The sequence below is a fragment of the Amycolatopsis nivea genome (genome assembly GCF_004522235.1).
Classification (GTDB): Bacteria; Actinomycetota; Actinomycetes; order Mycobacteriales; family Pseudonocardiaceae; genus Amycolatopsis; species Amycolatopsis nivea.
Window position 1 is genome coordinate 29,742 of the sequence record NZ_SDLT01000045.1, and the last position, 21,156, is coordinate 50,897.

Below are 21,156 nucleotides of genomic sequence, written 5' to 3' on the forward strand. Positions count from 1 at the left end.
GGCTAGGACACCGCTTTGGCGGCGGAGACGTCGACGCCGTGCGCGGCCACGACCTCGGCGCTGCCGTCGGCCAGCCGGTAACGCAGGCCGACGACCGCGGCCCGGCCGTCCGCGACCCGGTCGGCGAGCACGCGGGAGCGGTCCAGCAGCAGGTCGACGGTGTGCTTGACGTGCTCAGCCAGAATCTCGTGCGGCTCGACCCGGCCCGCGGCCCGCGCGGCGAGGACGCTGGGCGTCACCTTCTCGACGACGTCGCGGACGTAGCCGACCGGCGCGAGCCCGTCTTCGAGGGCGGCCCGGGCCGCGCCGACGGCACCGCACGAATCGTGGCCGAGCACGACGACGAGCGGGCAGTCCAGCAGGTCGACGCCGTACTCGATGCTGCCGAGCACCTCCCCGCCGATCACCTGGCCCGCGGTGCGCACGACGAACAGGTCGCCGAGACCGCGGTCGAAGATGATCTCGGCGGCGAGGCGCGAATCGGAACACCCGAACAGGACCGCGAACGGATGCTGGTTCGGCGCGATCGCCGCGCGGCGGGCAGCGTCCTGGTTGGGGTGCTCCGGGGCGCTGGTGACGAAGCGGTGGTTGCCTGCCATCAGCAGGTCGAACGCTTCCTGCGGAGTCGGCGGTGTCGTGTCGGCCATGCCCTCAGCCTAAGCCGACCGACGCCCCGAACGGTGTTGCGATCGTCTCTCCGGGCCCAGGTTTGAACGGGCGGCGGACGGGTTAACGGCCCCGGCCGAGCGCGGACCGCTTCACGAAGCCGACCGCGGCGGTCGCCAGGAACAGGACCGCGCCCACGACGACGAGCCAGAACAGGCCTTTGATCACCACCCCGAGCACGATGCACACCAGCCAGATCACCAGAAGCAGACCGAGCAGTGCCAGCATGGAGCCCTCCTGACCGTCGCCGGGAAACCGCGGTACTCGGGAGGGGTACCCGTTCGCGGCCGGGCTATGCGAGCCGTCCGGCCCCGGCCGCCTGGGGAAGGCGACCGGGCGTCGGTGTGCTGCGGAACCACTGCCTGAGGACGTCGATCAGGAACAGCGCCAGACATACGGGTGGTAGATCCCGTCGGCGTCCATGCGCGCCCCGGCCACCGTGCCGTCGTCGCCGATCCGGGACGGGAGGTCGCGCGTGATGTCGCCGAAGTTCGACACCCACGCGCCCTGCCGCCACACGCCATAGCCGGTGCCCTTGGAGTCGTTGCCGCCGTGCGCCTCGTCGATCCGGCCGGTGATCAGGCCGTCCCGGTTGAGGGTGAGCTGCGGGTTGCCGTTGGACAGGTTGTAGCTGGAGCCGGGCAGCACGTGCGCGGCGCCCTGCTGGTCCCAATAGACGCCGACCGGCTTGTTGTTGTAGCTGGCGTTGCCGACCACGCGCCCGTTGGAGAACGCCGTGCCGTCGGGGAACTGCAGGCCCGGCAGGGTACCGAGCGGGGTGATCGTGCCCGCCCGCCAGATCGCGAGACCGGAGTCGCGCAGCAGCAGGACCGAGCCGTCCTCGTCGACCGCCTGGGGCTGGGTGGGGTCCGGAGCCAGCCCGGGAAGCGCGGTGACGGTGCCCGGTTGCGCGGCGGGCCAGCGCACCACCGTGGTCAGGCCGGTGCTGTCGCCCCAGACGTAGCCGGTGATGTCGCCCGCGTCGTTGATGCCGAGCGCCGCGGCCTTGGTGTTGTTCCCCAGCTTCGGCAACTCCTCCAGCACGTCGCCCCGAGAGCGGAACGCCGTGCTCACCGAGACCCCCGGGAAACTGACCCGGGTTGTGCCGACGATCGTGCCCGCGCGGTTTTCGTCGGCCACCTCGTAGCTGAGCACGTCGTTCATGACGGTGAAGACGGAGTACGCACCGTTCTTCCAGGCAACCGGCCGCTGTCGCCCGCCAATGTCGGCGACGCCAGCGAAGCCGCCCTGGTGGTCGGTCGCAGTCGGCATCCCGCCCTGGCCCGGCACGGGAAGCGCCGTCGCCCGCCAACTGCAAGCCGCCGCGGCGGACGCGGTCGAGGTCGGGACGAGCAAGGCCGCCGCGACCAGCAAGGCGCTGCCTAGTAACCGGTATCTGTGCACGTTTCCCTCCAAAGGGTGGCGGTGAACGCCGTCTAGGATCGCGTTCACGGCCGTGGGAGGGGGCGTGGATAGGGGTGGTTTCGCGTGATCAGGGGGGCCGCTGCGGTGATCGCCAGGGCGGATTCGGTGCTGGGGGCACGAGGTAGCGAGACAATGGCCGAGTGGTGCTGCGAGCGAATGCGGCACGACAGCAATTCCCAGCGTTTGACTGGTTACGGGACCCAGGATGGTTGACATGCCCGAGTGGGATCCGCCCGTCCATTGGTGGAGGAGCGCGATGGGGTCGGTGCGGATGTCGTGAGGGGAACCCTGAGGGAATCTGATTCCCTCAGGGTGGCCCTCACGGACGTCAACGGGAGCGAGCGATGGCACGGTGGCCGCATGTCGCCCGGGGCGGCGAGTTCGGAGATTCTGGACACAGATCTGCGGAAACGAGTTAAACGCGCCGTTTCGGAGTTCGGGCTACCAAATCCATAGCTGTCGTTGGTCCGTCCAGCCGCTTTCGTCGATGCCGACGAGGTGGGCGGCTTCGGGGCCGGTGCGCGAGTCCTCGTCCAGCGGGATGGCGAAGCGGTGTTCGCCGGAGTCCACCGCGAGGTAGCGATCGGGGAGCAGTTCGCAGTGGTCGATCACTGTGCCGATGTAGGAAAGCATGACGACCGGCGATTGTCCTTCCGGGAAGCGCCATGCGCGGCAGCCATACAGACCGAACGGGTTGGCGAGAGCCCGCAGGACGGGGCCGTCGAAGTGCAGTTCGACGTAGTCGCGGACGAAGCAGACCGCGCTGATCTCGCGGCCGACGAGGAGTTGCAGCGGCGCGGCGGGGTCGTCAGCGGTGGTCATGCGACCAGGCTGCCAGAAACTCAGGCGATCGTGACGCCCCGCGCCGGAGAACTCCCGCCGCCCGGAAGTCAGTGCGGCGGTCCGTACAAATCGGTCCTCCGGTCCCCGAAAAGATGGTTGCGGGTACTGATGTTCTTGTCCCGCCCCGCGGAAAGCTCGGTTTCCCAGCAAGCCCGCCCGTCCTCTCCCGCCACGGCGGCGACCCAGCCGTTGTGGTCGACGATTGCCGTTCCCTCCGTCCACCGCTGACCGCGTTCAAGCCCGGAGCGGTCGCAGCACGCGATGGCGACCCGGTTGACCCTGGCGGCGGCTTGGGCGATGACTACCTCCGGCGGTCGCTCACCCGCAGGGCGGGGGACTTCGGGCCAGTTGGTCGGGACCGCGATCACATCGGCGCCCTCGAGAGCGGCCCGGCGAGTGTACTCAGGAAACTCGAGGTCGTAGCAGACCATCACCGCGATCCGGCCGAAGCGGGTGGTGGTGACGGGCGGCGGCTGGCTTCCCGGAGTGAAGAACAGCTTTTCCCGGTCCCACAAGTGGGTTTTGCGATAGCGGGCCAGTACACCAGTAGCGTCGAACAGCACCGCGCTGTTGTAAAGAGCACCGTCCGGGCCGCGTTCGGCGTATCCGCACACGACGACCGAGTCGCCGTCGATCGCGGCCGCCCACTCGGCGATCATCGGGTCATCAGACGGGATCGCGCACTCCCGCGCCTCCGCGGGCGATTCGAAGACGTATCCGCTCGTCGCCAGTTCCGGCAGCACGAGAATGTCGGCGGTCGTGTTTTCGCTGATCGTGCGGACGATCTGCCGGTGGTTTTCGGCGAGGCGGCCGACCTGCGGGGCGAGTTGCGCGCAGACGATCCTGGTCATTCGCTGTCTCCCGGTTCGGCGATCTGCGTCCGGACCCGCTCGGCCAGGCCGGGCACCGCGGCCACGACGACGGTCGCGACGACGAGGACTCCGAGAATGATGTACGGGAAGAACCGGTAGGGGCCCGACACGCCCACCACGTTCTTGAAAATGGTGTAGGCGATGAAGGCGAGCGCGAGCACCGGGACGACCGCCTGCCAGCGGGGCGCTTTCGGCTTCCCGCTGAGGAAAAGGAAGCGAAAAGCGCCGATAGTGGCCATGGCGTAAGCCACCAGCAGGGCGATGGTTCCGATGGTGAGCCAGTAGAAAGTCGCGTCCAGGACCCCGGTGCCGGCCAGCCGCTGCCCGACGGCGAAGCAGAGGATCAGGACGCTGGTCACGACGATCGTGCCGACCGGGGCCCCGCGTTTGGTCAGCCGCGCGACTGGTCCGGGGACTCCAGCGTCGCGGAGCAGCGCGTAGCCGACCCGCGCGGCGCCGTTGACGGTGCCGAGGGTGATCGCGAACAGGCTGACGCTGGCGACCAGGTTCAGCAGGACGCTCATCGCCCTGCCGAGATACTGACCAGCCAGATCGCCGTACGGATCTTCGGCCGCGGCGAAGGCTTTCACCCCGTCCGGCCCGGTGCCGTAACCGAGCGCCTGCCCGGCGATGGCGAGCAGGAAGAACACGCCCACCACCGCGATGGTGATCTTCAGCGCCCGCGGGATTTCCCGCTTGGGGTTCATCGTCTCCTCGCCGAGCGACGCGGCGCCCTCGAACCCGGCGAACGCGAGGAATCCGAATACCGCGGCGCCGGCGATCGTGCCCACTCCGGTTCCGGCGGGCAGGTGCAGGAAATTCCAGCTGAACGTCTGCCCGTGCGGGCCGTGGCCCGTCGCGACCCGCGCGATGATCACAATGCTGAGCAGGCCGACCAGCGCGGCCCCGGCCAGTTCGCAGATCAGCAGGATCCGCGTGATGACCCGGATTTCGCTCAGCGACAGCGCGACGACCAGGACCAGCACGACCAGCGCGGTCCAGATCCATTCGGCCGACCCGGCACTGGCCAGGCCCAGCTGGCTGAGGACTTTGTTGAAGAACAAGGCGATTTCGGCGGTCGAGCCGGTGCCGATGGTCGCGTACGCGGTGAACAGCGCGGTGCCGGCGACGAACCCGGCGCGCGGGCCGAGCGTGCGGCCGACCAGCGCGTAGACGGAACCGGTGTGCGAGATGTGCTGCGACAGCTTCACGAATCCGTAGCCGACAAGCGAAACTCCGAGGATGGCGAAGACGAAGGCCCAGGTGGCCCCTTCGCCGAGCAGCCCGGCCGCTCCCACGCCGAGCAGCGCCATCGCGCCGACCGGGCCGATGAGACCCACGGAGAACGCGGCCGCGTCCGTGACTTTGAGTTCTCGCCGCAGTTTTTCCGGTGCGGCCGCGGCTTGGTTTCCGTTGGCGGGTGCGGACATGTCCTCAGCCTCTGTCTGGTTTTCGGTGCCGGGGAGCGGCAAGGGGCGGCGGGCCGGACCGGCGGACGCGGTCCGGCCCGGGAAGCGGGCTCAGGCCCGGTCGACGGCGGGAGTGCCGTCGAACGCACCGGAATGCCTGCCGAGGTGTTCGATGCGGACGGTGGCGGTGGCCTCGTGCGCGGCCAGGCCCTCGAACGCGGAGATCCGTTCCACGGCAGGGGCCAGCGCCGCGGTGCCTTCCTTCGCGGCGCGCTGGTAGGTGAGCGGCTTGAGGAACCGCGACACCGACAGCCCGGCGTTGTAGCGGGACGTCTTGCCGGTCGGCAGGACGTGGTTGGTGCCCGCGATTCCCTTGTCGGAGTAGGCGACCGTGCTCCACCGGCCGAGGAACAGCGAGCCGTAGTTGGTGAGCGTCTTGAGGTAATAGTCGTCGTCGGCGGTCTGGATTTCCAGGTGCTCGGGACCCCAGACGTCGCTGACCGCGACGGCCTGGGCGCTGTCGCGCGCGACGACGACCGACCCGAAGTCGCGCCACGCCGGACCGGCGACCTCGCGGGTGGCCAGCGTCGCCAGCCTGCGGTCGATCGCGGCGACGACCTGGCGGCCGAGTTCCTCGGACGTCGTCACGAGCGCGGCGGGCGAGTTGGGGCCGTGCTCGGCCTGCCCGAGCAGGTCGGCGGCGACCCAGTCGGGGTCGGCGGTCTCGTCCGCGAGCACGGCCACTTCGGACGGTCCGGCCAGCAGATCGATGCCGACCCGGCCGAACAGCTGCCGCTTCGCTTCGGTCACATAGGCGTTTCCCGCGCCGACGAGCATGTCCACCGGGGCCTCGTCCAGCAGTCCGAACGCCATCGCGCCTAGCGCCTGGACGCCGCCGAGCGCGAAGACCCGGTCCGCGCCGGACAGGTAGGCGCCGTACAGGACCGCCGGGTGCGCGCCGTGCTCGCCCGACGGGGGAGTGCACGCGAGAACGGACGGCACACCGGCCGTCTTGGCGACCCCGACCGTCATGAACGCACTGGCCAGCAAGGGAAACCGGCCGGCGGGCAGGTACGCGCCGACCCGGCTGACCGGCACGTAGCGCTGTCCGCAGACGACCCCGTCGGCCAGTTCGAGTTCGAAGTCCGTCAGGTGCTCGCGCTGGGCGGCCGCGAAGCGGTGGGTGCGCTCGTGGCCGAGTTCGAGCGCCGCGCGCAAGTCGGCGGGGAGCTGGTCGCCGGAGCGGCGCAGTTCGTCGCGGCCGAGTTCGAGCGCGCCGGTCCAGCCGTCGAGGTCCTCGGAGTAGCGCCGCACCGCGGTGAGACCGCCGTGTTCGATGTCGCGCAGCATTTCGCTGACGCGTTCGACGACGCGCGGGTCGCGCTGGGCGGGCGGTCCGTCCACGGCGGGCTTCTTGAGCCAGGTCAGCGGGCCGAGCTGGGCTGCCTCGGAGGGAGTGATTTGCATGGCACGAGACGGTAAGCGCGATCTGGCCCCCGGACTAGAGGGTGCGATCCTGGGCGAGCCATCGGGTTGCCCTATGCCAACGAGGACAAAATGTCCACTATGGACAAAAGCGGAACCGTCCACACCGGACCCGGTCAGCCTCGGGTCTGCTTGGGCCGTGCGGCAGCCGGGCCGCGCGCGTCGCTGACCGCGTCCTCGGCCAGCCGGGCCAACTCCCGGGTGGCGCGCGACAACGGACGGCCGCGTTTGCGGGCGATGGCGATCGTGTCGAAGAGCGGCTCCTCGAACGGAGCCGTGTGCAGGCCCGGCGGGAAGGCGGCGCTGCGGACCACCGCGGTGCTGGCGATGGTGTCGCCCGCCCCGTCGGCGACCAGTTTCAGGGCCGCTTCCACGTGTTCGATCTCGAAGACCGGTTCGATGCGCACGCCGGCCAGCTGCGCCCGGTCGGCGAGCTGGCGGCGGGTGGGATCGCGCCAGCCGTAGCGGGCGTCGTAGAGGACCAGCCGCGCGGCCGCGAAACGCCGGATGCTCACCGGTGCCGCGGCCGCGGCCGGGTCGGCGCTCACGTAGAGCACCTCGTCCCGCATCAGCGGGGTGATGTCCAGTCCCTCGTCGTCGACCGGGAGCACGATGAGCCCGGCTTCGATGTCGCCCGCCCGGATCGCGTCCGCGGTCTCCGCGGAATTCTGCCCGACCAGCCGGACCTTGACCGACGGATACCGGCGGTGAAAGGTCTGCGCGAGATTGCCGAGCAGGTAGTAGTCCGCGTTGCGCAGGACGCCGAAGGTGGCGGTGCCGCCGCCGAGCGAGCCCAGCGACTGCACCGCGCGGACCCCTTCGTCGGCCGCGTGGACCGCGCGCCGCGCGAACGGCAGCAGTTCCTCGCCGGCCGCGGTCAGCGTCAGCCGCCGGGCACCGCGATGGAAGAGCACCGCGTCGAGTTCTTCCTCCAGCCGCCGGATCATCTCCGACATCGAGGCCTGGGACACCTCGAGCTGGGCCGCGCCCCGGGTGAACGAGCCCTGGCTTTCCGCCGCGACGAACGCCCGGAGCTGGTTCAGGGTCACCCGGTCGCCGTCGCGGGACTCCTGCTCCATCGGCCGATCCTAAGCGGACGGACGTCCCGCCGCGCTCAGTAGATGTTGGTGTCGGCGAACGAGCTTTCGTGGCCGTTGATCTGCGCCCGCAGCGCGATCTGGTCGAAGACCCGGACCTCGCGGACGATCCGGCCGTCCTGGACGAGGAACTGCGAAACGCCGAGCAGGTCGACCGGTTTGCCGGTCAACGGCCCGAAATCGGCGACCCCGCGGTACTCGCCCCGCATGACCCACAGCACGGCGACGCGCAGTCCCGCGTACCGCTCGGCGTAGTTGGCCTGCACGTCGCGGATCTCGAACCGGGCGTCCGGGAACGGCGCGATCTGGGCGAGCAGGTCCTTCTGGTAGCCGTCCGGGCGGAGGACCGTGCGGTCGCCGACGGTGTGCAGGAAGAGGTCCCGGTGCATGAAGTCGGTGACCTTGTGCAGGCGCCGCGCGTTCCAGACCTCTTCGACGAATTCCAGCACCATTTCGCATTCGGGCCGGTAATCGTCCGCGCGCGGGCCGCTGTCGCCGATGGCCAGGACGTCGGCGGGCGCCGGTTTCGTCATCGATCCCTCGTAGCCGCGGAACCGCAGCCCGCGCGCCACCTCGGCCGGGTCGAGGCCGAGTTGCAGGCAGTCCGCGAGATCGTCGCGGACGACCCATTCCTCGACCATGCGGCCCCGCCGGTACAGGCAGTTCGCGATGGTGCGCTTGCGGATCGGCACCGGCCGGCCCGCCACGAGGTGCGTGTCGGCGGAGAAGACGAGGTGCGAACTGAGGAAGGCGTCGTCGCCGCGGGCCTCCCAGACGACGTCCTCGGCCTGGCCCACGTGCTGCGGCACCTGCGCGATCCGCATCAGGCTGCCCTCGATCACGCCGTCCCGCCCGGTCACGGTGCCGAGGCCGCCGTGCACAATCGAGTCGGGTTCGTAGTTGTCGACGATGTAGGAGATGTCGCGCTGCACCCAGATCCGGTCGGTGACCTCGCGGATGAAATCGTCCGGGTCCGCGTAGGGCTGGTAGGCGACCGGGTCGAGCGGCATGGCGGGTTCCTTTCTCGGCTGGCAACGTGCGCTGGGCACTGTATCCGTATGCATTGCTCCGGGCAAGAGCAGCCGCCGAACCGTGGCCGCGGCTGATCTTCCGCGTGTGACCTCGGCAAAATTCGCGGCAGCGGCGGTCTTGACCCGGTGACCCGGGCCACTTAAGTTGCCATCCATACGTATGCAGACGGCTGAGCCGTTGTGAGACGCCACTGGAGGTGTCATGTCCACCGTCACGCCGACCGCGGCCGCGACGGCCGAGGCGACCGGACGTCGGAAGGCGATCCGCAAGGTCGTCCTCGCCGGCAGCATCGGGAACTTCGTCGAGCAGTTCGACTACGGGCTCTACGGCTACATGGCCCCGGTGCTCGCCGCGTCCTTCTTCCCGGCCAGCGACCACACCGCCAGCGTGCTCAGCGCGTACGCGGTGATCGCGATCGCCTGCCTGGTGCGCCCGCTCGGCGGCACCCTCCTCGGCCGGTGGGGCGACCGGCTGGGGCGCAAGCGGGTGCTGTTGTGGACAGTCCTGTTCATGGGCGTGTCCACGGCGGCGATCGGCGTGCTTCCCACGTACGGCCAGATCGGGCTGGCGGCTCCGCTGATCCTGCTCGTGCTGCGCGTGGTGCAAGGCATGGTCGCGGGAGGGGAGTACGTCGGCGCGGTCGCGTTCGTGGTCGAGTGGGCCGAGCCGCGCCGACGCGGGTTCTACACGTCGTTCGCGTCGAACAGCTGCTTCCTCGGCATTCTCGCCGGGGCCGGCACGGCAGCGCTGATGAGCGCCTTGTTCAGCGACGCGGCATTGCACAGCTGGGGCTGGCGGATCCCGTTCCTGGCAGTGCTTCCGCTGTGCGCGATCGGAGTCTGGCTGCGCAGCCGGCTCGACGAGACCCCGGAATTCGTCGCCGCCACCGAACACGGCACGAACGTCGTCGCGGCGCCGCTGCGCGAGGCGCTGCGTTCCCAGTGGCGGCCGATCCTGGTGTTCTGCGGCGCGTCGATCATGCTCGCGATCCTGTCCTACACCTGGGTCACCTTCTACCCGGAGTACCTGTCCGAAACGCTGCACCTGCCGAAGTCCGCGGCGTGGCTGTCGAACATGATCTCGGTCGCGGTGCTGATCCCGCTGCTGCCGCTCGCCGGGGCGATCTCCGACCGGATCGGGCGCAAGCCGATGCTCATCGCCGGAGCGGTGTGCTGCATCGTGCTGGTGCCGCTGGCGTTCAAGGTGGGCGAGGCGGGCACGTTCGGGGCCGCGGTGGCGAGCCAGCTGATCTATCTGGTCCCGGAGTTCTTCCTGACCGGCATCGTCACCGTGTGCGCGGCGGAGATGTTCGCGACCCGGACCCGGTTCAGCGCGAGTTCGATCGCCTACAACTGCTCGTTCTCGATCTTCATGGGCATCACGCCGTTCGTCGCCACGCTGCTGGTGGCGGAGTCCGGCACGATCTACGCGGTGTGGATGTACCTGGCGGCCGCCGCGGTGCTCGCCCTCGTGGTGATCACGGTGTTCATGAAGGAGACCTACCGCAGCGACCTCTCGGCGGACAAATACGCCCGGTGACCTGCCGGGGCCCCGCGTCCGCCGCCGCGGCGGGCGCGGGGTTCACCGCGGCGCGTGCGTTCCCCTGGGCACCAGCGACGGGGCGAACACGGTCCGCCGCGGTGCTTCGCTGTTTCCGGCGAGGCGGTCGACCAGCAGGCCCGCCGCGGCCTTGGCCATGCCGTCCAAGTCGTGGCGGACGGTCGTCAGATCGAAGGTCTCCCAGGAGGCCATCGGCAGGTCGTCGAACCCGATGACGGTGAGGTCGCCCGGGATGTCGATGCCGAGGCGCCGGGCCGCGTTGATCGCGCCGATCGCGATGACGTCGTTGCCGCAGAACACCGCGGTGGGCCGGGGGTTTTCCGCCATCAGGTCGAGCAGTCCCTCGTACCCGGTGCCGTGGTCGAACGGGCCTTGCCGGACGCGGCGGCGCGGCAGGCCGACGCCCGCCTCGGACAGCCCGATCCGGAAGCCGAGCTCGCGGTCGCGTCCGGTCGTCGTCTCGGCCGGGCCGCCGATCAGCGCGATGTCGGTGTGGCCCAGCCGCAGCAGTTCCTCGGCGACCAGCCGCCCGCCCGCCTCGTTGTCCACCACCGCGGCGTCCGCGTTGCCGGCGCCGGTCTCCCGGTTGAGGAAGACGAACGGCAGCCCGCGCCGGGTGAGTTCGGCCGGAAGGCCGGAGCCGATCACCGCGGTGGTGAGCACCACCCCGTCGATCGACCGGTCGAGCAGCCGCTCGGTCTCCAGCGCGGCCTCGCTGCGCTCGGCGAAGAGCATCATCCGGTAGCCGTGCTGTTCGAGCGTGTCGTGCAGCGGCCCGATCAGATGCGGGTAGAACGGGTTGGTCAGATCCGTGACGACCACCCCGACGCAGTGCGTCGACCGGGTCGCCAGGCTCCGGCCGGCTTCGCTCGGCACGTAGCCGAGCGCGTCCGCCGCCTCGCGCACGCGGGTGCGGGTGGCCTCCGAAACCCGGTGGTCCCCGCGCAGCGCCCGGGAAACGGTCGGCTGCGAGACCCCGGCGAGCCGGGCCACGTCATGACTCGTGATCGACATCCGCTCCTCTTCCGCGCAACGGGCGTGCATACGGATCCTAGCGGAAATTCCGGACCGCCCGCGCGAAGGCCTGACGCTGGAGCGTCTTGACAGAATCCGGCGGCGATGGTCGTATGCATACGTATAAACAACCAGGTTTCGGAGGGGTGCCATGCGTACCGACGAAGGGCCGGTGACGGCGGGCGAGCTGGCCCGCCGGACGATCCGGCGGACCGATTTCGTGTCCTGCGACCAGGCGTTCATCGACTGCCGGACGCCGGGGTCGGACCGCAAGGAGAACTACTCGATGATCGGCCCGGGGGTGACCCAGAACGCGGACCAGGTGGTGAACCTGCGCGAGCCGCACGGGTTCAGCATCGGGGCGGCGGCGATGCCGCACGGGATCACCAACAACCTGCACCTGCATTTCACCGCGGAGGTGTTCCTGTGCTTCCGCGGCGAGTTCCTGCTCCGCTGGGGCGCGGACGGCGACGAAGGCGAACTGGTGCTGCGCGAGGGCGACATCGCCTCGATCCCGACGTGGATCTTCCGCGGGTTCACCAACATCGGCCCGGACGACGGCTGGCTGTTCACCGTGCTGGGCCACGACGACACCGGAGGCATCATCTGGGGCCCGTCGGTGCTGCGGGAGGCGGGCAGGCACGGCTTGCACCTGACCGCGGACAACCGGTTGATCGACACTCTCGCCGGCGACGAACCGCCCGACGCCGCGGAACTGGTCCAGCCGATGGCTCCGGCCGACATCGCCGCCCTGCCGTCCTACGACGCGGCGAAGCTGCGCCGCCGCGTGGCCACGGCCGATGATCTGCAGTGGTCCGCGCACGCCTTGCTGGGCGGTGCCGTGCCCGGCGGGCGCGCCGAACTGGCCCCGGTCATCGGCTTCGGCATGACCGAAGACCGCGACCAGGAACCGCCCATCTACAACCCGCACGGGCACAACGTCGCGTGGCTGCGCGCCGAGCCCGGCGAAGGCATCCCGCTGCACCGGCACGACGAAACGCAGGTGCTGCTGGTCAAGGACGGCGAATGGGAGGTCACGCTCAACCGGCACGACGAGACGAGCGTGCGGCTCGGCCCGTGGGACATGGTTTCCGTGCCGCGCGGCGCGTGGCGCAGTGTCCGCAACGTGTCGGACGAGCGGGCGACGCTGCTGGTCGTCAACGGCGGAGACGGCCGCGTGCGTCTCGACTGGGACGACGAGGTCGTGAAGGCGGCTGCCGACGCGGGCGTCGGCCTGGACCACAACGGTTACCTCGCGCCGTGGCATCTGCTGCCGCGCGCGGCAGGCCGGTGACTGACCTGCCGGTGGTGCTGGTCCCCGGAATGCTGTGCGACGCCGAGGTCTGGCCGCGGCTGCCCGGGCGAGTGGTCTACGCGGAGATCACGGAGCCGGACATCGGCGGCATGGCCGAGCAGATCCTGGCCGCGGTCGAGGGCCGGTTCGTGCTCGCCGGGTTGAGTCTCGGTGCGATCGCCGGGTTCGAGGTCGCGCGCCGGGCGCCGGAGCGGCTCGCCGGATTCTGTGCCGTCTCGACCAATGCCGGCGCGCCGACCGCGGAGCAACTCGCCGCCTGGGCCGCGTTCGACCGCCGCACGCTCGCCGGGGAATTCGACGACGTGGTCGCGGAGGAAATCCTCCCGACGATGTTCTCCGGCCCGGATCCGGTGCTGGAACGGCGTTTCCTCGCCATGGCGCGGCGGATCGGGCCCGGCGTGTTCCGCGCCCAGCTCGCCGCCCAGGCGACCCGGCGGGACGCGCACGCCGCGGTGGCGGGCCTGTCCTGTCCGGTGCTCGTCGTCTCCGGGGCGCAGGACCGCTTGTGCCCACCCGAATTTCACCGTTCGATCGCCGCGCGGGCGCGAAATTCCGTGCTGCGGGTGCTTCCGGAAGCCGGGCACCTGCTGACGCTCGAGGCGCCCGGTGTCGTGGCGTCGTCCTTGACCGACTGGCTGTGCAGTCTTTCCCCATTCTCGAAGGAGTCCTGAATGCCCAAGACCCTGAAATCCGCTGTCCCCGCCGAGCAGGTCGCGGCCGGCCGCACCGACGTCGGCGACCGGGTCCGCGCGATCATCGCCGACATCCGCGAACGCGGCGACGCCGCGGTCCGCGAGTGCTCGGAGAAATTCGACTCGTGGTCGCCCGAGTCGTTCCGGCTTTCGCCCGAGGAGATCGAGAAGATCGTCGCCAGGGTGCCCGGGCAGGTGCTCGACGACATCCGGTTCGTCCAGGATCAGGTGCGCGCTTTCGCGCAGCGGCAGCGGGACTCGTTGCAGGAGTTCGAAATCGAGACTCTTCCGGGTGTCCACTTGGGACAGAAGCATGTTCCGGTCGCCGCCGCGGGCGCTTACGTGCCCGGCGGCCGCTACCCGCTGACCGCCTCCGCGCACATGACGATCGTGACCGCGAAGGTGGCCGGGGTGCCGCGGGTGGCCGCGTGCACGCCGCCGATCCGCGGTGAGGTGCCGGAGGCGACCGTCGCCGCCATGCATCTGGCTGGCGCCGACGAGATCTACCTCCTCGGCGGCGTGCAGGCGGTCGCCGCGCTGGCGGTCGGGACCGAAACCGTCGGGCGCGTCGACCTGATCGCCGGGCCGGGCAACGCTTATGTCGCCGAAGCGAAGCGGCAGCTGTTCGGCGAGGTCGGGATCGACCTGTTCGCCGGCCCGACCGAGGTGCTGATCGTCGCCGACCACACGGCCGACCCGTTCGTCGTCGCGGTGGACCTGCTGTCCCAGGCCGAACACGGCCCGGACTCCCCGGCTGTGCTGATCACCACGTCCGAGGACGTCGCGCGGGAGGTGCTGGAGCACGTCGAGGCGCTGCTGCCGGGCATGCCGACCCATGACTTCGCCGCCCCGGCCTGGCGCGACCACGGCGAGATCCATGTCGTGGACGACCTCGACGAGGCGTTCGCGCTGGCGGACTCCTACGCGTTCGAGCACGTCCAGGTGCTTACCGAGCAGCCGCGTCAGGCGCTGACGAAGATGCGGGACTACGGCGCGCTTTTCCTCGGCCCGGGCACCTGCGTGTCCTACGGCGACAAGGTGATCGGCACCAACCACGTCCTGCCCACGCGCGGCGCCGCCCGCTACACCGGCGGGTTGTGGGTTGGGAAGTATTTGAAGACGGTGACCTATCAGGAAGTCACGAGCAGCGAGTCGAGTGTGCGGCTCGGCGAAGTCTGCGGACGCGCGGCGCGGGTGGAGTTGTTCGAAGGCCACGCGCGGTCCGGCGATGTGCGCGCGGCGGAGTTCCGGCGGAGCGAGCTTTCCTGGAACCCGGCGTGACCGCGTCGCTTTCGGGACGGACCGCGCTCGTCACCGGCGGCGGGAACGGGCTCGGGCGCGCGATCGCGTGCGCGCTGTCAGCGGCCGGCGCGCGGGTTGTCGTGACCGGGCGGCGGCGGGACGCCCTCGATGCCACGGTCGCGGCGCTGTCCGGACCGGGCCGGGCAGCGGTGTGCGACGTCGCCGATCCGCGTTCGGTCACCGCCCTCGCCGAGGAACTCGCGGACGAGGAGATCTCGGTGCTGGTCAACAACGCCGGGGTCGCGGGGCCGGTGAAGCCGCTCGTCGAGGTCGAACCGCAGGAGTGGGACGAGGTGTTCGGCGTCAATGTCCGCGGGGTTTACTTGGTGTGCCGCGCTTTTCTGCCGGCGATGACGGCGCGTGGCGCGGGCGACGTTGTCAACATCGCTTCCGTGAGCGGGAAACGGCCGCTCCTGCGCCGTACGCCGTACTGTGCTTCGAAAATGGCCGTGCTTGGCTTGACGGCCACGCTCGCCGGCGAGGTCGGGCCGTACGGGGTGGCGGTGAACTCCCTGTCGCCCGGGCCGGTCGAGGGCCCGCGGATGGAACGGAACTTCCGGTTGGAGGCGGAACGCACCGGCGTCACTTACGCCGAAGCCGAACGCGCGTTCACGGGCCGCGCCGCACTGGGCCGGATGGTTACCGAGTCCGAGGTAGCCGCCGCGGTGCTCGCGATGCTGGCGATGCCTGGCCTGTGCGCGGCGGACATCGACCTGTCGGCGGGAATGGTGGCGCGGTGACCACGCTCAAACAACGCCTGCGGTCCGGGGAACGGCTGCTCGGCGGGCTGCTGCGGCTGCCGTCGGAGACGCTGGTCGAGATGGCCGGGGTGGCCGGGCTGGATTTCGTCGTGCTCGACTGCGAACACGGACCGGCCGACCTGGTGCCCCTACAGCAGCATCTCGTCGCCGCGCAAGCACACGGCATGGGCGCGCTGGTCCGGGTGGGGGCGGCGGAACCGGCGCTGGTCCTGCGGGTGCTCGACCTGGGCGCGGACGGCGTGATCGTGCCGCACGTCGACACCGTGGACCAGGCCCGCGCCGCGGTCGCCGCCGCGCATTACTCGCCGCTCGGGCAGCGGGGTTTCGCGACCTACAGCCGAGCTGGCCGGTTCGGTGCCCGCACCAGTGCTGAGCATCTGGAGACGGCGGCGGAAACCACTGTCGTCGTGCCGATGCTGGAAACGCCCGAAGCGTGCGCGGCGGCGGGCGAGATTCTCGCGGTCCCCGGAGTCGATTCGGTGCTGGTCGGGCCAGCCGATTTGGCGGTATCCCTCGGTTTGCCCGGCGGTGCCGCCGAACCGGCCGTCGGGCGCGCACTGGACGCGGTCGCGGCAGCGGCGAAGAGCGCGGGCAAGCCGATGACCAGCATCGTGGGAACCGTGGACCAGGCTCGGCAGGCACCGCCCGGGGCGGTGGTCTACAACCTCGCGCACGTGCTGCTCCACGCTCTCGGCGACCTCACCGGGGCGCGGACCGCGGACCGGTAACGCGACGTCAGTTCCGGCCGAGGTGCGTTCATCGCGCCTCGGCCGGGCCCACGTCGGGGAATTCGACCGGCACCGTGGCGACCCGGCGGGCGGTGGCGTAGGCGTGGGCGACTCGTTCGAGGACGGACGCGTCACCGGATTCCTTCAGGTTCTCCTCGACCGGTTCGCCGGCGTGCGCAGCCCGGCTGGTCCGGATGACGTCCGCCCAGTCGCCGAAGTACGTGATGTCGGCCCGCGGCGACGGTTCGAGGGAGAAGCGCGCGCCGAGGCCGCGGTCGAAGCGCAGCACCCAATGCACGGTGCCGGACGGGCCGTCGCTCAATTCGTAGGCTATTTCGCAATCCCGGTCCAGGTCCGCGCACGCGGCCCGGACCTCGGCGGAAGCAGCGAGCAGTTCGTTCATCCGGGCGACGTGTTCGGGGGACATGAACATCGAGGCAGGCACGGGACCTCCTGATTCGGGTCGGGTTCTTGGCACGGTCGGGTCAGCGGTTCGCGTAAGCCCGCACATTGAGCTCGACGGCGGTGAGCGGGAGAGTGCCTTGTCCCAGCACGGTTTCGTGGAACTCCCGCACGTCGAATCGGCTGCCGAGCGCGCGTTCAGCGGTGCGGCGCAGCTCCCAGAACTTCTCGAAACCCAGCCGGTAGGACAGGGACTGGGCAGGCAGATCGGTGCCGTACCGCAGGATTTCGGTGGACACCTGGGCCGGCGACTCCATGGTCGTCGAGGACAGGTATTCGCGGCCCTTGTCCTCGGACCAGCCGAGTGTGTTGAGGCCGGTGTCCACGACCAGCCGCTGGGCCACGAACCGTTGGTGCAGGCAGGCGCCGTAGCGGTCCCACGGGTCGCTGAACAGGCCCATTTCGAAGCCGAGCGAGGCGGCGTACTCGGCCCAGCCTTCGCAGTAGGCACCGAGCGATTCCGCGGCGGCTTGCCCCTGGAGCGGGTGCAGGGTGGCGTCCTCGGCCTGGCGGGCCAGGTGGAAGTGGTGGCCGGGCACGAGCTCGTGGAAGATCAGCGCCGCGGCCGAGATCTGCGCGCGGCCGGCGAGGCCGGATCCGTTGAACCGGTAGCGGCCGACCGGATTCGCGGCGATCGGCTGCTCGTAGTAGCCGAAGGTCATGCCCGCTTCCAGCTCCGGGTCGAGCCGCTGAACGCCGAAGGCGGCCCGCGGCCGGACGCTGAACCACTGGTCGAGCAGCGGTTCGATCGCGTCGATGTGCCTGCGGTAGGTGTCGGCGACGTGTTCGGGGGAGGGGGCGTGGAAACGGGGGTCGGCTTCGAGGACGGCTCGGTAGGCGGTCTCGTCGCCGTCGAAGCCGACCTCGCGGCGGATTTCGGCCAGCTGCTCGGTGAGCTCCGCGACGGCCTTCAGACCGAGTTCGTGGACTTCTTCAGGCTCGATGGGGTAGGTGGCGTAGTGGCGCACCAACCGGCGGTAGGCCTCATGCCCGCCCGGGTACTGGCCGAGGCCGATGCCGTCGACGGCGCTCTGCGCGCCCGGTCCCTCCAGGTGCGCGAGAACGGCGTCGAAGGCGGGCAAGAGGTCGTCGGCGACAAGCCGGTCGACGCCGTCGGTCAGCATCGTGCGCGTCGCGGGATCGAGGTCAGCCAGGCGGGACTCCGCAGGCCGCAAGAATTCGGCCGCGGCGGCCCGATGTGCGCGGACAGCGGCCAGGAAGCCGGGCAACGCGGGGCGCGGCAGCACGATGCCCTGTTCGGCCTGGCCGATGAGCTTGGCGTGCGCGGCCTTGATCGTGTGCGTGAAGTCGTTGACGAGGGACAGATAGCGCTTCGCCTCGTCGCCGGCGGTGAAGGCGAACGGGCGGAACACCTGCTGGCCGTACAGGGTCCAGCCGAAACTCTGGTAGGGCGCGACCGGGAAGCTCCACCAGTAATCCTCGTCGGCTCCGGCCAGCTGGGTGGCCAGCGCACGGACGACAGCGGCGAGGGAAGTGTCCACATCGGACTCCGGGGTCCGGTCGAGTCCGGCCAGAATCCGCCGGCCCAGCGCGGCGGCTTCGCTCGCTTCCTCGTACGTGCCGCGGGGAAGCTGCGTGACCGGTTCGCCGGCGTGCAGCGCGAAGTGCGGCTGGGTGCGCTGGAGATGTGCCCACAGCTCGTCGGCCAGGTGACGAGTCGGATCGCTCGGTTCTGCCATGCCAGCGAACGTATCGCCGGTCGCGGCGGGCCCGGAATCAACAACGGTCGCGTCTTGCGCGGGAGATGCTGCGCGTTTGTCGCGGGCGCCGGCGCCGGTCAGCCGCCGAGCCGGTCGTCGTACGCGGAGGCGAGCAGGCGCAGTTTGAGGCCAAGGTGCAGCATGAGCCGGTCGTCGCCGTCGTCGAGGCTGCATCCGGTGATCTGCTCGATCCGTTTGAGCCGTTGGTAAAGCGTGGCCCGGTGCACGCGCAGCGTGTCGGCGGTGCGCTGGATGTTGCCGCCGTGGTCGAAGAACGCGGTCAGTGTGTCGAGCAGGACGTGGTGCCGGTCTTCTCGATCGAGGGCCTGGAGTGCCGGAACCCGGGCACTGCTGCGCAGGTCGTCCGGCGGCAGCTTCAGCAGCAGTTCGTAGGGTCCCAGTTCGCCCCAGCGGGCCAGGTCGCCGACGCTGGGCAGCAGCAACGCGGCCCGCACCGCCAGCGACGCCTGCTGATACGACTCGAGGACAGCGTCGAGTTCGGTGACGGTTCCGCCGAGACCGGCGACGGGCCGCGCGGCGCCGTCGGTCAGCCGCTGGAACCGGCTGGTGATCCGCTCGGCGATCGCGTCGACGAGAGCGCGCGCCGGCGGTTGCCGCTGGACGAGGAGAAGCCAGCCCCGTGAGCGGTTGGCCACCATCAGCGCGACGTCGTCCACGACGGTGCGCACGCCCTCCTCGATCGCCGCTTCGAAGGCGACTTCCTGCGGCGGCGCGGCTGCTCCGGACACGCGGCATTGCACCGCGAGGACGGTGAAGCAGGTACGGTCCTCGCCGAACAACTGCTCGGCCCGCAGGTCCGCGATCGCCTGCGCGCGCATGTCGGCATCGGGCGAAACGAGTTCGCGCAGGATGCCCTCGTGCCGTGCCTTCGACCGCTCGTGCAGCAGCAGCCTGCGGTAAAGCACGGAGCCGGCGGCCTCCGCGGCGGCTGCGGCTGCCGACAGTTCGGACTCGCTGAACGAGCCGTCCTCGTCGATGAGCCACAGGTAGCCGAGCAGCATGCCGTTGCACCGCACCGGCGCGCACAATCGCGGCTTGGCCCCCTCGACGCGGACGATGCCGGGTTCGGTCCAGCCGGCGATGCCCAGCGCGAAGAGACCGGCGGTGATCTCGGGCCGCACGGCCCGGTTGAGCACCGAGCCGACCCGGACGGCGTCCTCGTCGCCGAAGTGGCGGCTGGCCGCGAGGAGACGGATCGCGGGGTCGTCGATGGCCACCGAGCGGTGCAGGCGCTCGGCCAGTTCGTCCACAATGGACTGGAGGTCACCGTCGGACATGGGCGTCCATTCCGCTTCGCGCGCTCTTCCGTGCCGAGCACCGACGCTACCACCGTCCACAGAGGAGCGCGGTCAGCCGAGCACGGTTCCGGAGCTGTTCTGGTGGTGTTTCCGCTTACGGGAGAACGCGCCGAGGTCGATGGGCAGGCCGGTGTGTGCACCGGTGTACTGGACTGGGTGTGCGTCGTGGTCGGCTCCGGCTTCGACCTGCTCGATCAGGGTGCTCATCAGGCGGCCGACGACCGGCGCGTTCTTGAACTGGTTCCCGCTCGTGCCGATCGCGACGTAGAACCCGGGCAGCTCGGTCCGGTCGTAGATCGGCGTCCAGTCGTCGGCCACGTCGTAGACGCCGACGACCCCACGTGCCCGGTTCGGCACGCGCAGCGCCGGCAATCGGCGGGCCGCGCGCGTCACCTGTGCTTCGAACACGGCCATCGTCGGGTTCGGATCGGCGTCGTCGGGATCGTCGAGCCACTGGAACGGATCGCATTCCGGCTCGGTCCCGCCGACGAGCAGCCCGCCGCCGACCTCGCCGCGGAAGTACGTGCCCAGATCCATGTCCGCGACCGACGGCCCGACCCCGCCGCTCGGGTGATAGCCCTCGGGGGCGAGCACGTGGGCGACCTCCTGGCGCATCGGCCGCACTGAGACGGCGAAGTCCGACCCGACCCCGGCCATCCGGTTGAGCTTGCCCGACCAGGGCCCCGCCGCGTTCACCACCACCGGGGCCGCGATCCGCGTTCCGTCCGCCAGCACGACCGCGCCGACCCGGCCGTTTTCCGACTCCACGCCGGCGACCGTCGCGCGGAACCGGAACTCCGCGCCCTCCTTCGCCGCGGCCGCTGCCAGGTTCTGCGCGGCCAGCTGCGGATCGCTGACGTAACCAGCGTCCGGGGTGTAGACCGCGCCGAGCGTCGTGGCCGCGTCGGACCAGAACTGGTCGTCTTCGATGCGCTTCGGCGGCCAGTAGCGACCGTTGTCGATCCCGGGCAGCCGCCGCGACAGCGTCGCGCTGTCCCACTCCTCGTACGGAACGCCGACTTCGTCGAACAGCGGCAGCCAACCCGCGCGCGGAGCGGCGTCCACGTCGAGCATGACCATGCCGCTGCGCGTGAACCGGGCCAGGTCCCCGACGTCGTGGCCGAGGTGATCGGCCCAGGACGACCAGCAGAAGTGCGATTCCCAGGCCGTCGTCACGCCGGCCAGGGTGGAGAAGTTGTACCGGATCACGGCACTGGACGCGCTGGTCGAGCCTTGGCCCGCCGCCGCGGCCCGGTCGACCACCACCACCCGGCGCCCGGCCCGGGCCAGCTCCAGCGCAACCGCCGACCCGATCACCCCCGCTCCGACGACAACGGCATCCGCATTCATCGTGGCCTCTCCGCAGTTCAGGTGCTCAGTGCTGCCGATTCTGGCGCGCGGGAACCCGGTTCCGCGATCGACATGTGTCGCGGCGATCGACCTGCTTGCGCGC

20 protein-coding genes are annotated in these 21,156 nt (G+C 70.4%); 6 read left to right on the plus strand and 14 right to left on the minus strand.

Annotated features, from left to right (window positions below):
- Positions 1 to 2: 2 nt before the first annotated feature.
- The 9 genes from EIZ44_RS37310 to EIZ44_RS37345 form a co-directional block, all read right to left on the minus strand.
- Complete coding sequence (locus EIZ44_RS37310) at positions 3 to 647, minus strand: carbonic anhydrase (RefSeq protein WP_037820036.1); 645 nt, start codon at positions 645 to 647, stop codon at positions 3 to 5.
- Positions 648 to 729: 82 nt separating this feature from the next.
- Positions 730 to 894: a hypothetical protein gene (locus EIZ44_RS44980; RefSeq protein WP_167754393.1), complete on the minus strand. Its 165-nt coding sequence runs from the start codon at positions 892 to 894 to the stop codon at positions 730 to 732.
- 147 nt (positions 895 to 1,041) lie between these two features.
- Positions 1,042 to 2,040 carry a hypothetical protein gene (locus tag EIZ44_RS37315; RefSeq protein ID WP_167754395.1) on the minus strand — a complete coding sequence of 333 codons (999 nt, stop codon included), beginning with the start codon at positions 2,038 to 2,040 and terminating at the stop codon, positions 1,042 to 1,044.
- Positions 2,041 to 2,532: 492 nt separating this feature from the next.
- Positions 2,533 to 2,913 (minus strand): hypothetical protein, encoded by a 381-nt coding sequence (locus tag EIZ44_RS37320; RefSeq protein ID WP_051729785.1) that lies wholly within the window; start codon positions 2,911 to 2,913, stop codon positions 2,533 to 2,535.
- Between the two features lie 68 nt (positions 2,914 to 2,981).
- Positions 2,982 to 3,785, minus strand: coding sequence for a nitrilase-related carbon-nitrogen hydrolase (locus EIZ44_RS37325; protein WP_134733833.1), 804 nt, complete (start codon positions 3,783 to 3,785; stop codon positions 2,982 to 2,984).
- Entirely contained in the window at positions 3,782 to 5,236 is a 1,455-nt protein-coding gene (locus EIZ44_RS37330; protein WP_134733834.1) for an APC family permease, read from the minus strand. The genes EIZ44_RS37325 and EIZ44_RS37330 overlap by 4 nt, the downstream gene beginning before the upstream one ends.
- 90 nt (positions 5,237 to 5,326) lie before the next feature.
- Positions 5,327 to 6,682: a histidinol dehydrogenase gene (gene hisD, locus EIZ44_RS37335; protein WP_134733835.1), complete on the minus strand. Its 1,356-nt coding sequence runs from the start codon at positions 6,680 to 6,682 to the stop codon at positions 5,327 to 5,329.
- 134 nt (positions 6,683 to 6,816) lie between these two features.
- Positions 6,817 to 7,779 (minus strand): LysR family transcriptional regulator, encoded by a 963-nt coding sequence (locus EIZ44_RS37340; RefSeq protein ID WP_107051237.1) that lies wholly within the window; start codon positions 7,777 to 7,779, stop codon positions 6,817 to 6,819.
- Positions 7,780 to 7,814: 35 nt separating this feature from the next.
- The gene (locus tag EIZ44_RS37345; RefSeq protein WP_134733836.1) at positions 7,815 to 8,807 is read right to left on the minus strand and encodes a nuclear transport factor 2 family protein; all 993 of its coding nucleotides are present in this window, start codon (positions 8,805 to 8,807) and stop codon (positions 7,815 to 7,817) included.
- Between the two features lie 223 nt (positions 8,808 to 9,030).
- Between EIZ44_RS37345 and EIZ44_RS37350 the strand changes: the two genes are divergently transcribed.
- Positions 9,031 to 10,368: an MFS transporter gene (locus tag EIZ44_RS37350; protein WP_134733837.1), complete on the plus strand. Its 1,338-nt coding sequence runs from the start codon at positions 9,031 to 9,033 to the stop codon at positions 10,366 to 10,368.
- A gap of 42 nt (positions 10,369 to 10,410) precedes the next feature.
- On the opposite strand, the gene EIZ44_RS37355 is transcribed toward EIZ44_RS37350, so the two are convergent.
- Positions 10,411 to 11,403 carry a LacI family DNA-binding transcriptional regulator gene (locus EIZ44_RS37355; protein WP_134733838.1) on the minus strand — a complete coding sequence of 331 codons (993 nt, stop codon included), beginning with the start codon at positions 11,401 to 11,403 and terminating at the stop codon, positions 10,411 to 10,413.
- A gap of 151 nt (positions 11,404 to 11,554) precedes the next feature.
- Between EIZ44_RS37355 and EIZ44_RS37360 the strand changes: the two genes are divergently transcribed.
- Genes EIZ44_RS37360 through EIZ44_RS37380 form a run of 5 tightly spaced genes read left to right on the plus strand, consistent with a single transcriptional unit; the run spans position 11,555 to position 16,201 of the window.
- Entirely contained in the window at positions 11,555 to 12,697 is a 1,143-nt protein-coding gene (locus EIZ44_RS37360) for a cupin domain-containing protein (protein ID WP_037820025.1), read from the plus strand.
- Entirely contained in the window at positions 12,664 to 13,389 is a 726-nt protein-coding gene (locus EIZ44_RS37365; protein WP_240691523.1) for an alpha/beta fold hydrolase, read from the plus strand. The genes EIZ44_RS37360 and EIZ44_RS37365 overlap by 34 nt, the downstream gene beginning before the upstream one ends.
- Positions 13,390 to 14,691 (plus strand): histidinol dehydrogenase, encoded by a 1,302-nt coding sequence (gene hisD, locus EIZ44_RS37370; RefSeq protein WP_134733839.1) that lies wholly within the window; start codon positions 13,390 to 13,392, stop codon positions 14,689 to 14,691.
- The gene (locus EIZ44_RS37375) at positions 14,688 to 15,452 is read left to right on the plus strand and encodes an SDR family NAD(P)-dependent oxidoreductase (RefSeq protein WP_238604786.1); all 765 of its coding nucleotides are present in this window, start codon (positions 14,688 to 14,690) and stop codon (positions 15,450 to 15,452) included. The genes hisD (EIZ44_RS37370) and EIZ44_RS37375 overlap by 4 nt, the downstream gene beginning before the upstream one ends.
- Positions 15,449 to 16,201: an HpcH/HpaI aldolase family protein gene (locus tag EIZ44_RS37380; protein ID WP_205673425.1), complete on the plus strand. Its 753-nt coding sequence runs from the start codon at positions 15,449 to 15,451 to the stop codon at positions 16,199 to 16,201. The genes EIZ44_RS37375 and EIZ44_RS37380 overlap by 4 nt, the downstream gene beginning before the upstream one ends.
- A 28-nt stretch (positions 16,202 to 16,229) precedes the next feature.
- Here EIZ44_RS37380 and EIZ44_RS37385 read toward each other — a convergent pair whose 3' ends face one another.
- The 4 genes from EIZ44_RS37385 to EIZ44_RS37400 form a co-directional block, all read right to left on the minus strand.
- Positions 16,230 to 16,646, minus strand: coding sequence for a hypothetical protein (locus tag EIZ44_RS37385; protein WP_134733841.1), 417 nt, complete (start codon positions 16,644 to 16,646; stop codon positions 16,230 to 16,232).
- Between the two features lie 40 nt (positions 16,647 to 16,686).
- Positions 16,687 to 18,363 carry a DUF885 domain-containing protein gene (locus EIZ44_RS37390; RefSeq protein ID WP_167754396.1) on the minus strand — a complete coding sequence of 559 codons (1,677 nt, stop codon included), beginning with the start codon at positions 18,361 to 18,363 and terminating at the stop codon, positions 16,687 to 16,689.
- Between the two features lie 98 nt (positions 18,364 to 18,461).
- The gene (locus EIZ44_RS37395) at positions 18,462 to 19,682 is read right to left on the minus strand and encodes a PucR family transcriptional regulator (RefSeq protein ID WP_134733843.1); all 1,221 of its coding nucleotides are present in this window, start codon (positions 19,680 to 19,682) and stop codon (positions 18,462 to 18,464) included.
- Between the two features lie 72 nt (positions 19,683 to 19,754).
- On the minus strand, positions 19,755 to 21,053 hold the full coding sequence (locus EIZ44_RS37400; RefSeq protein WP_134733844.1) for an NAD(P)/FAD-dependent oxidoreductase: 1,299 nt from the start codon (positions 21,051 to 21,053) through the stop codon (positions 19,755 to 19,757).
- Between the last annotated feature and the right edge of the window lie 103 nt (positions 21,054 to 21,156).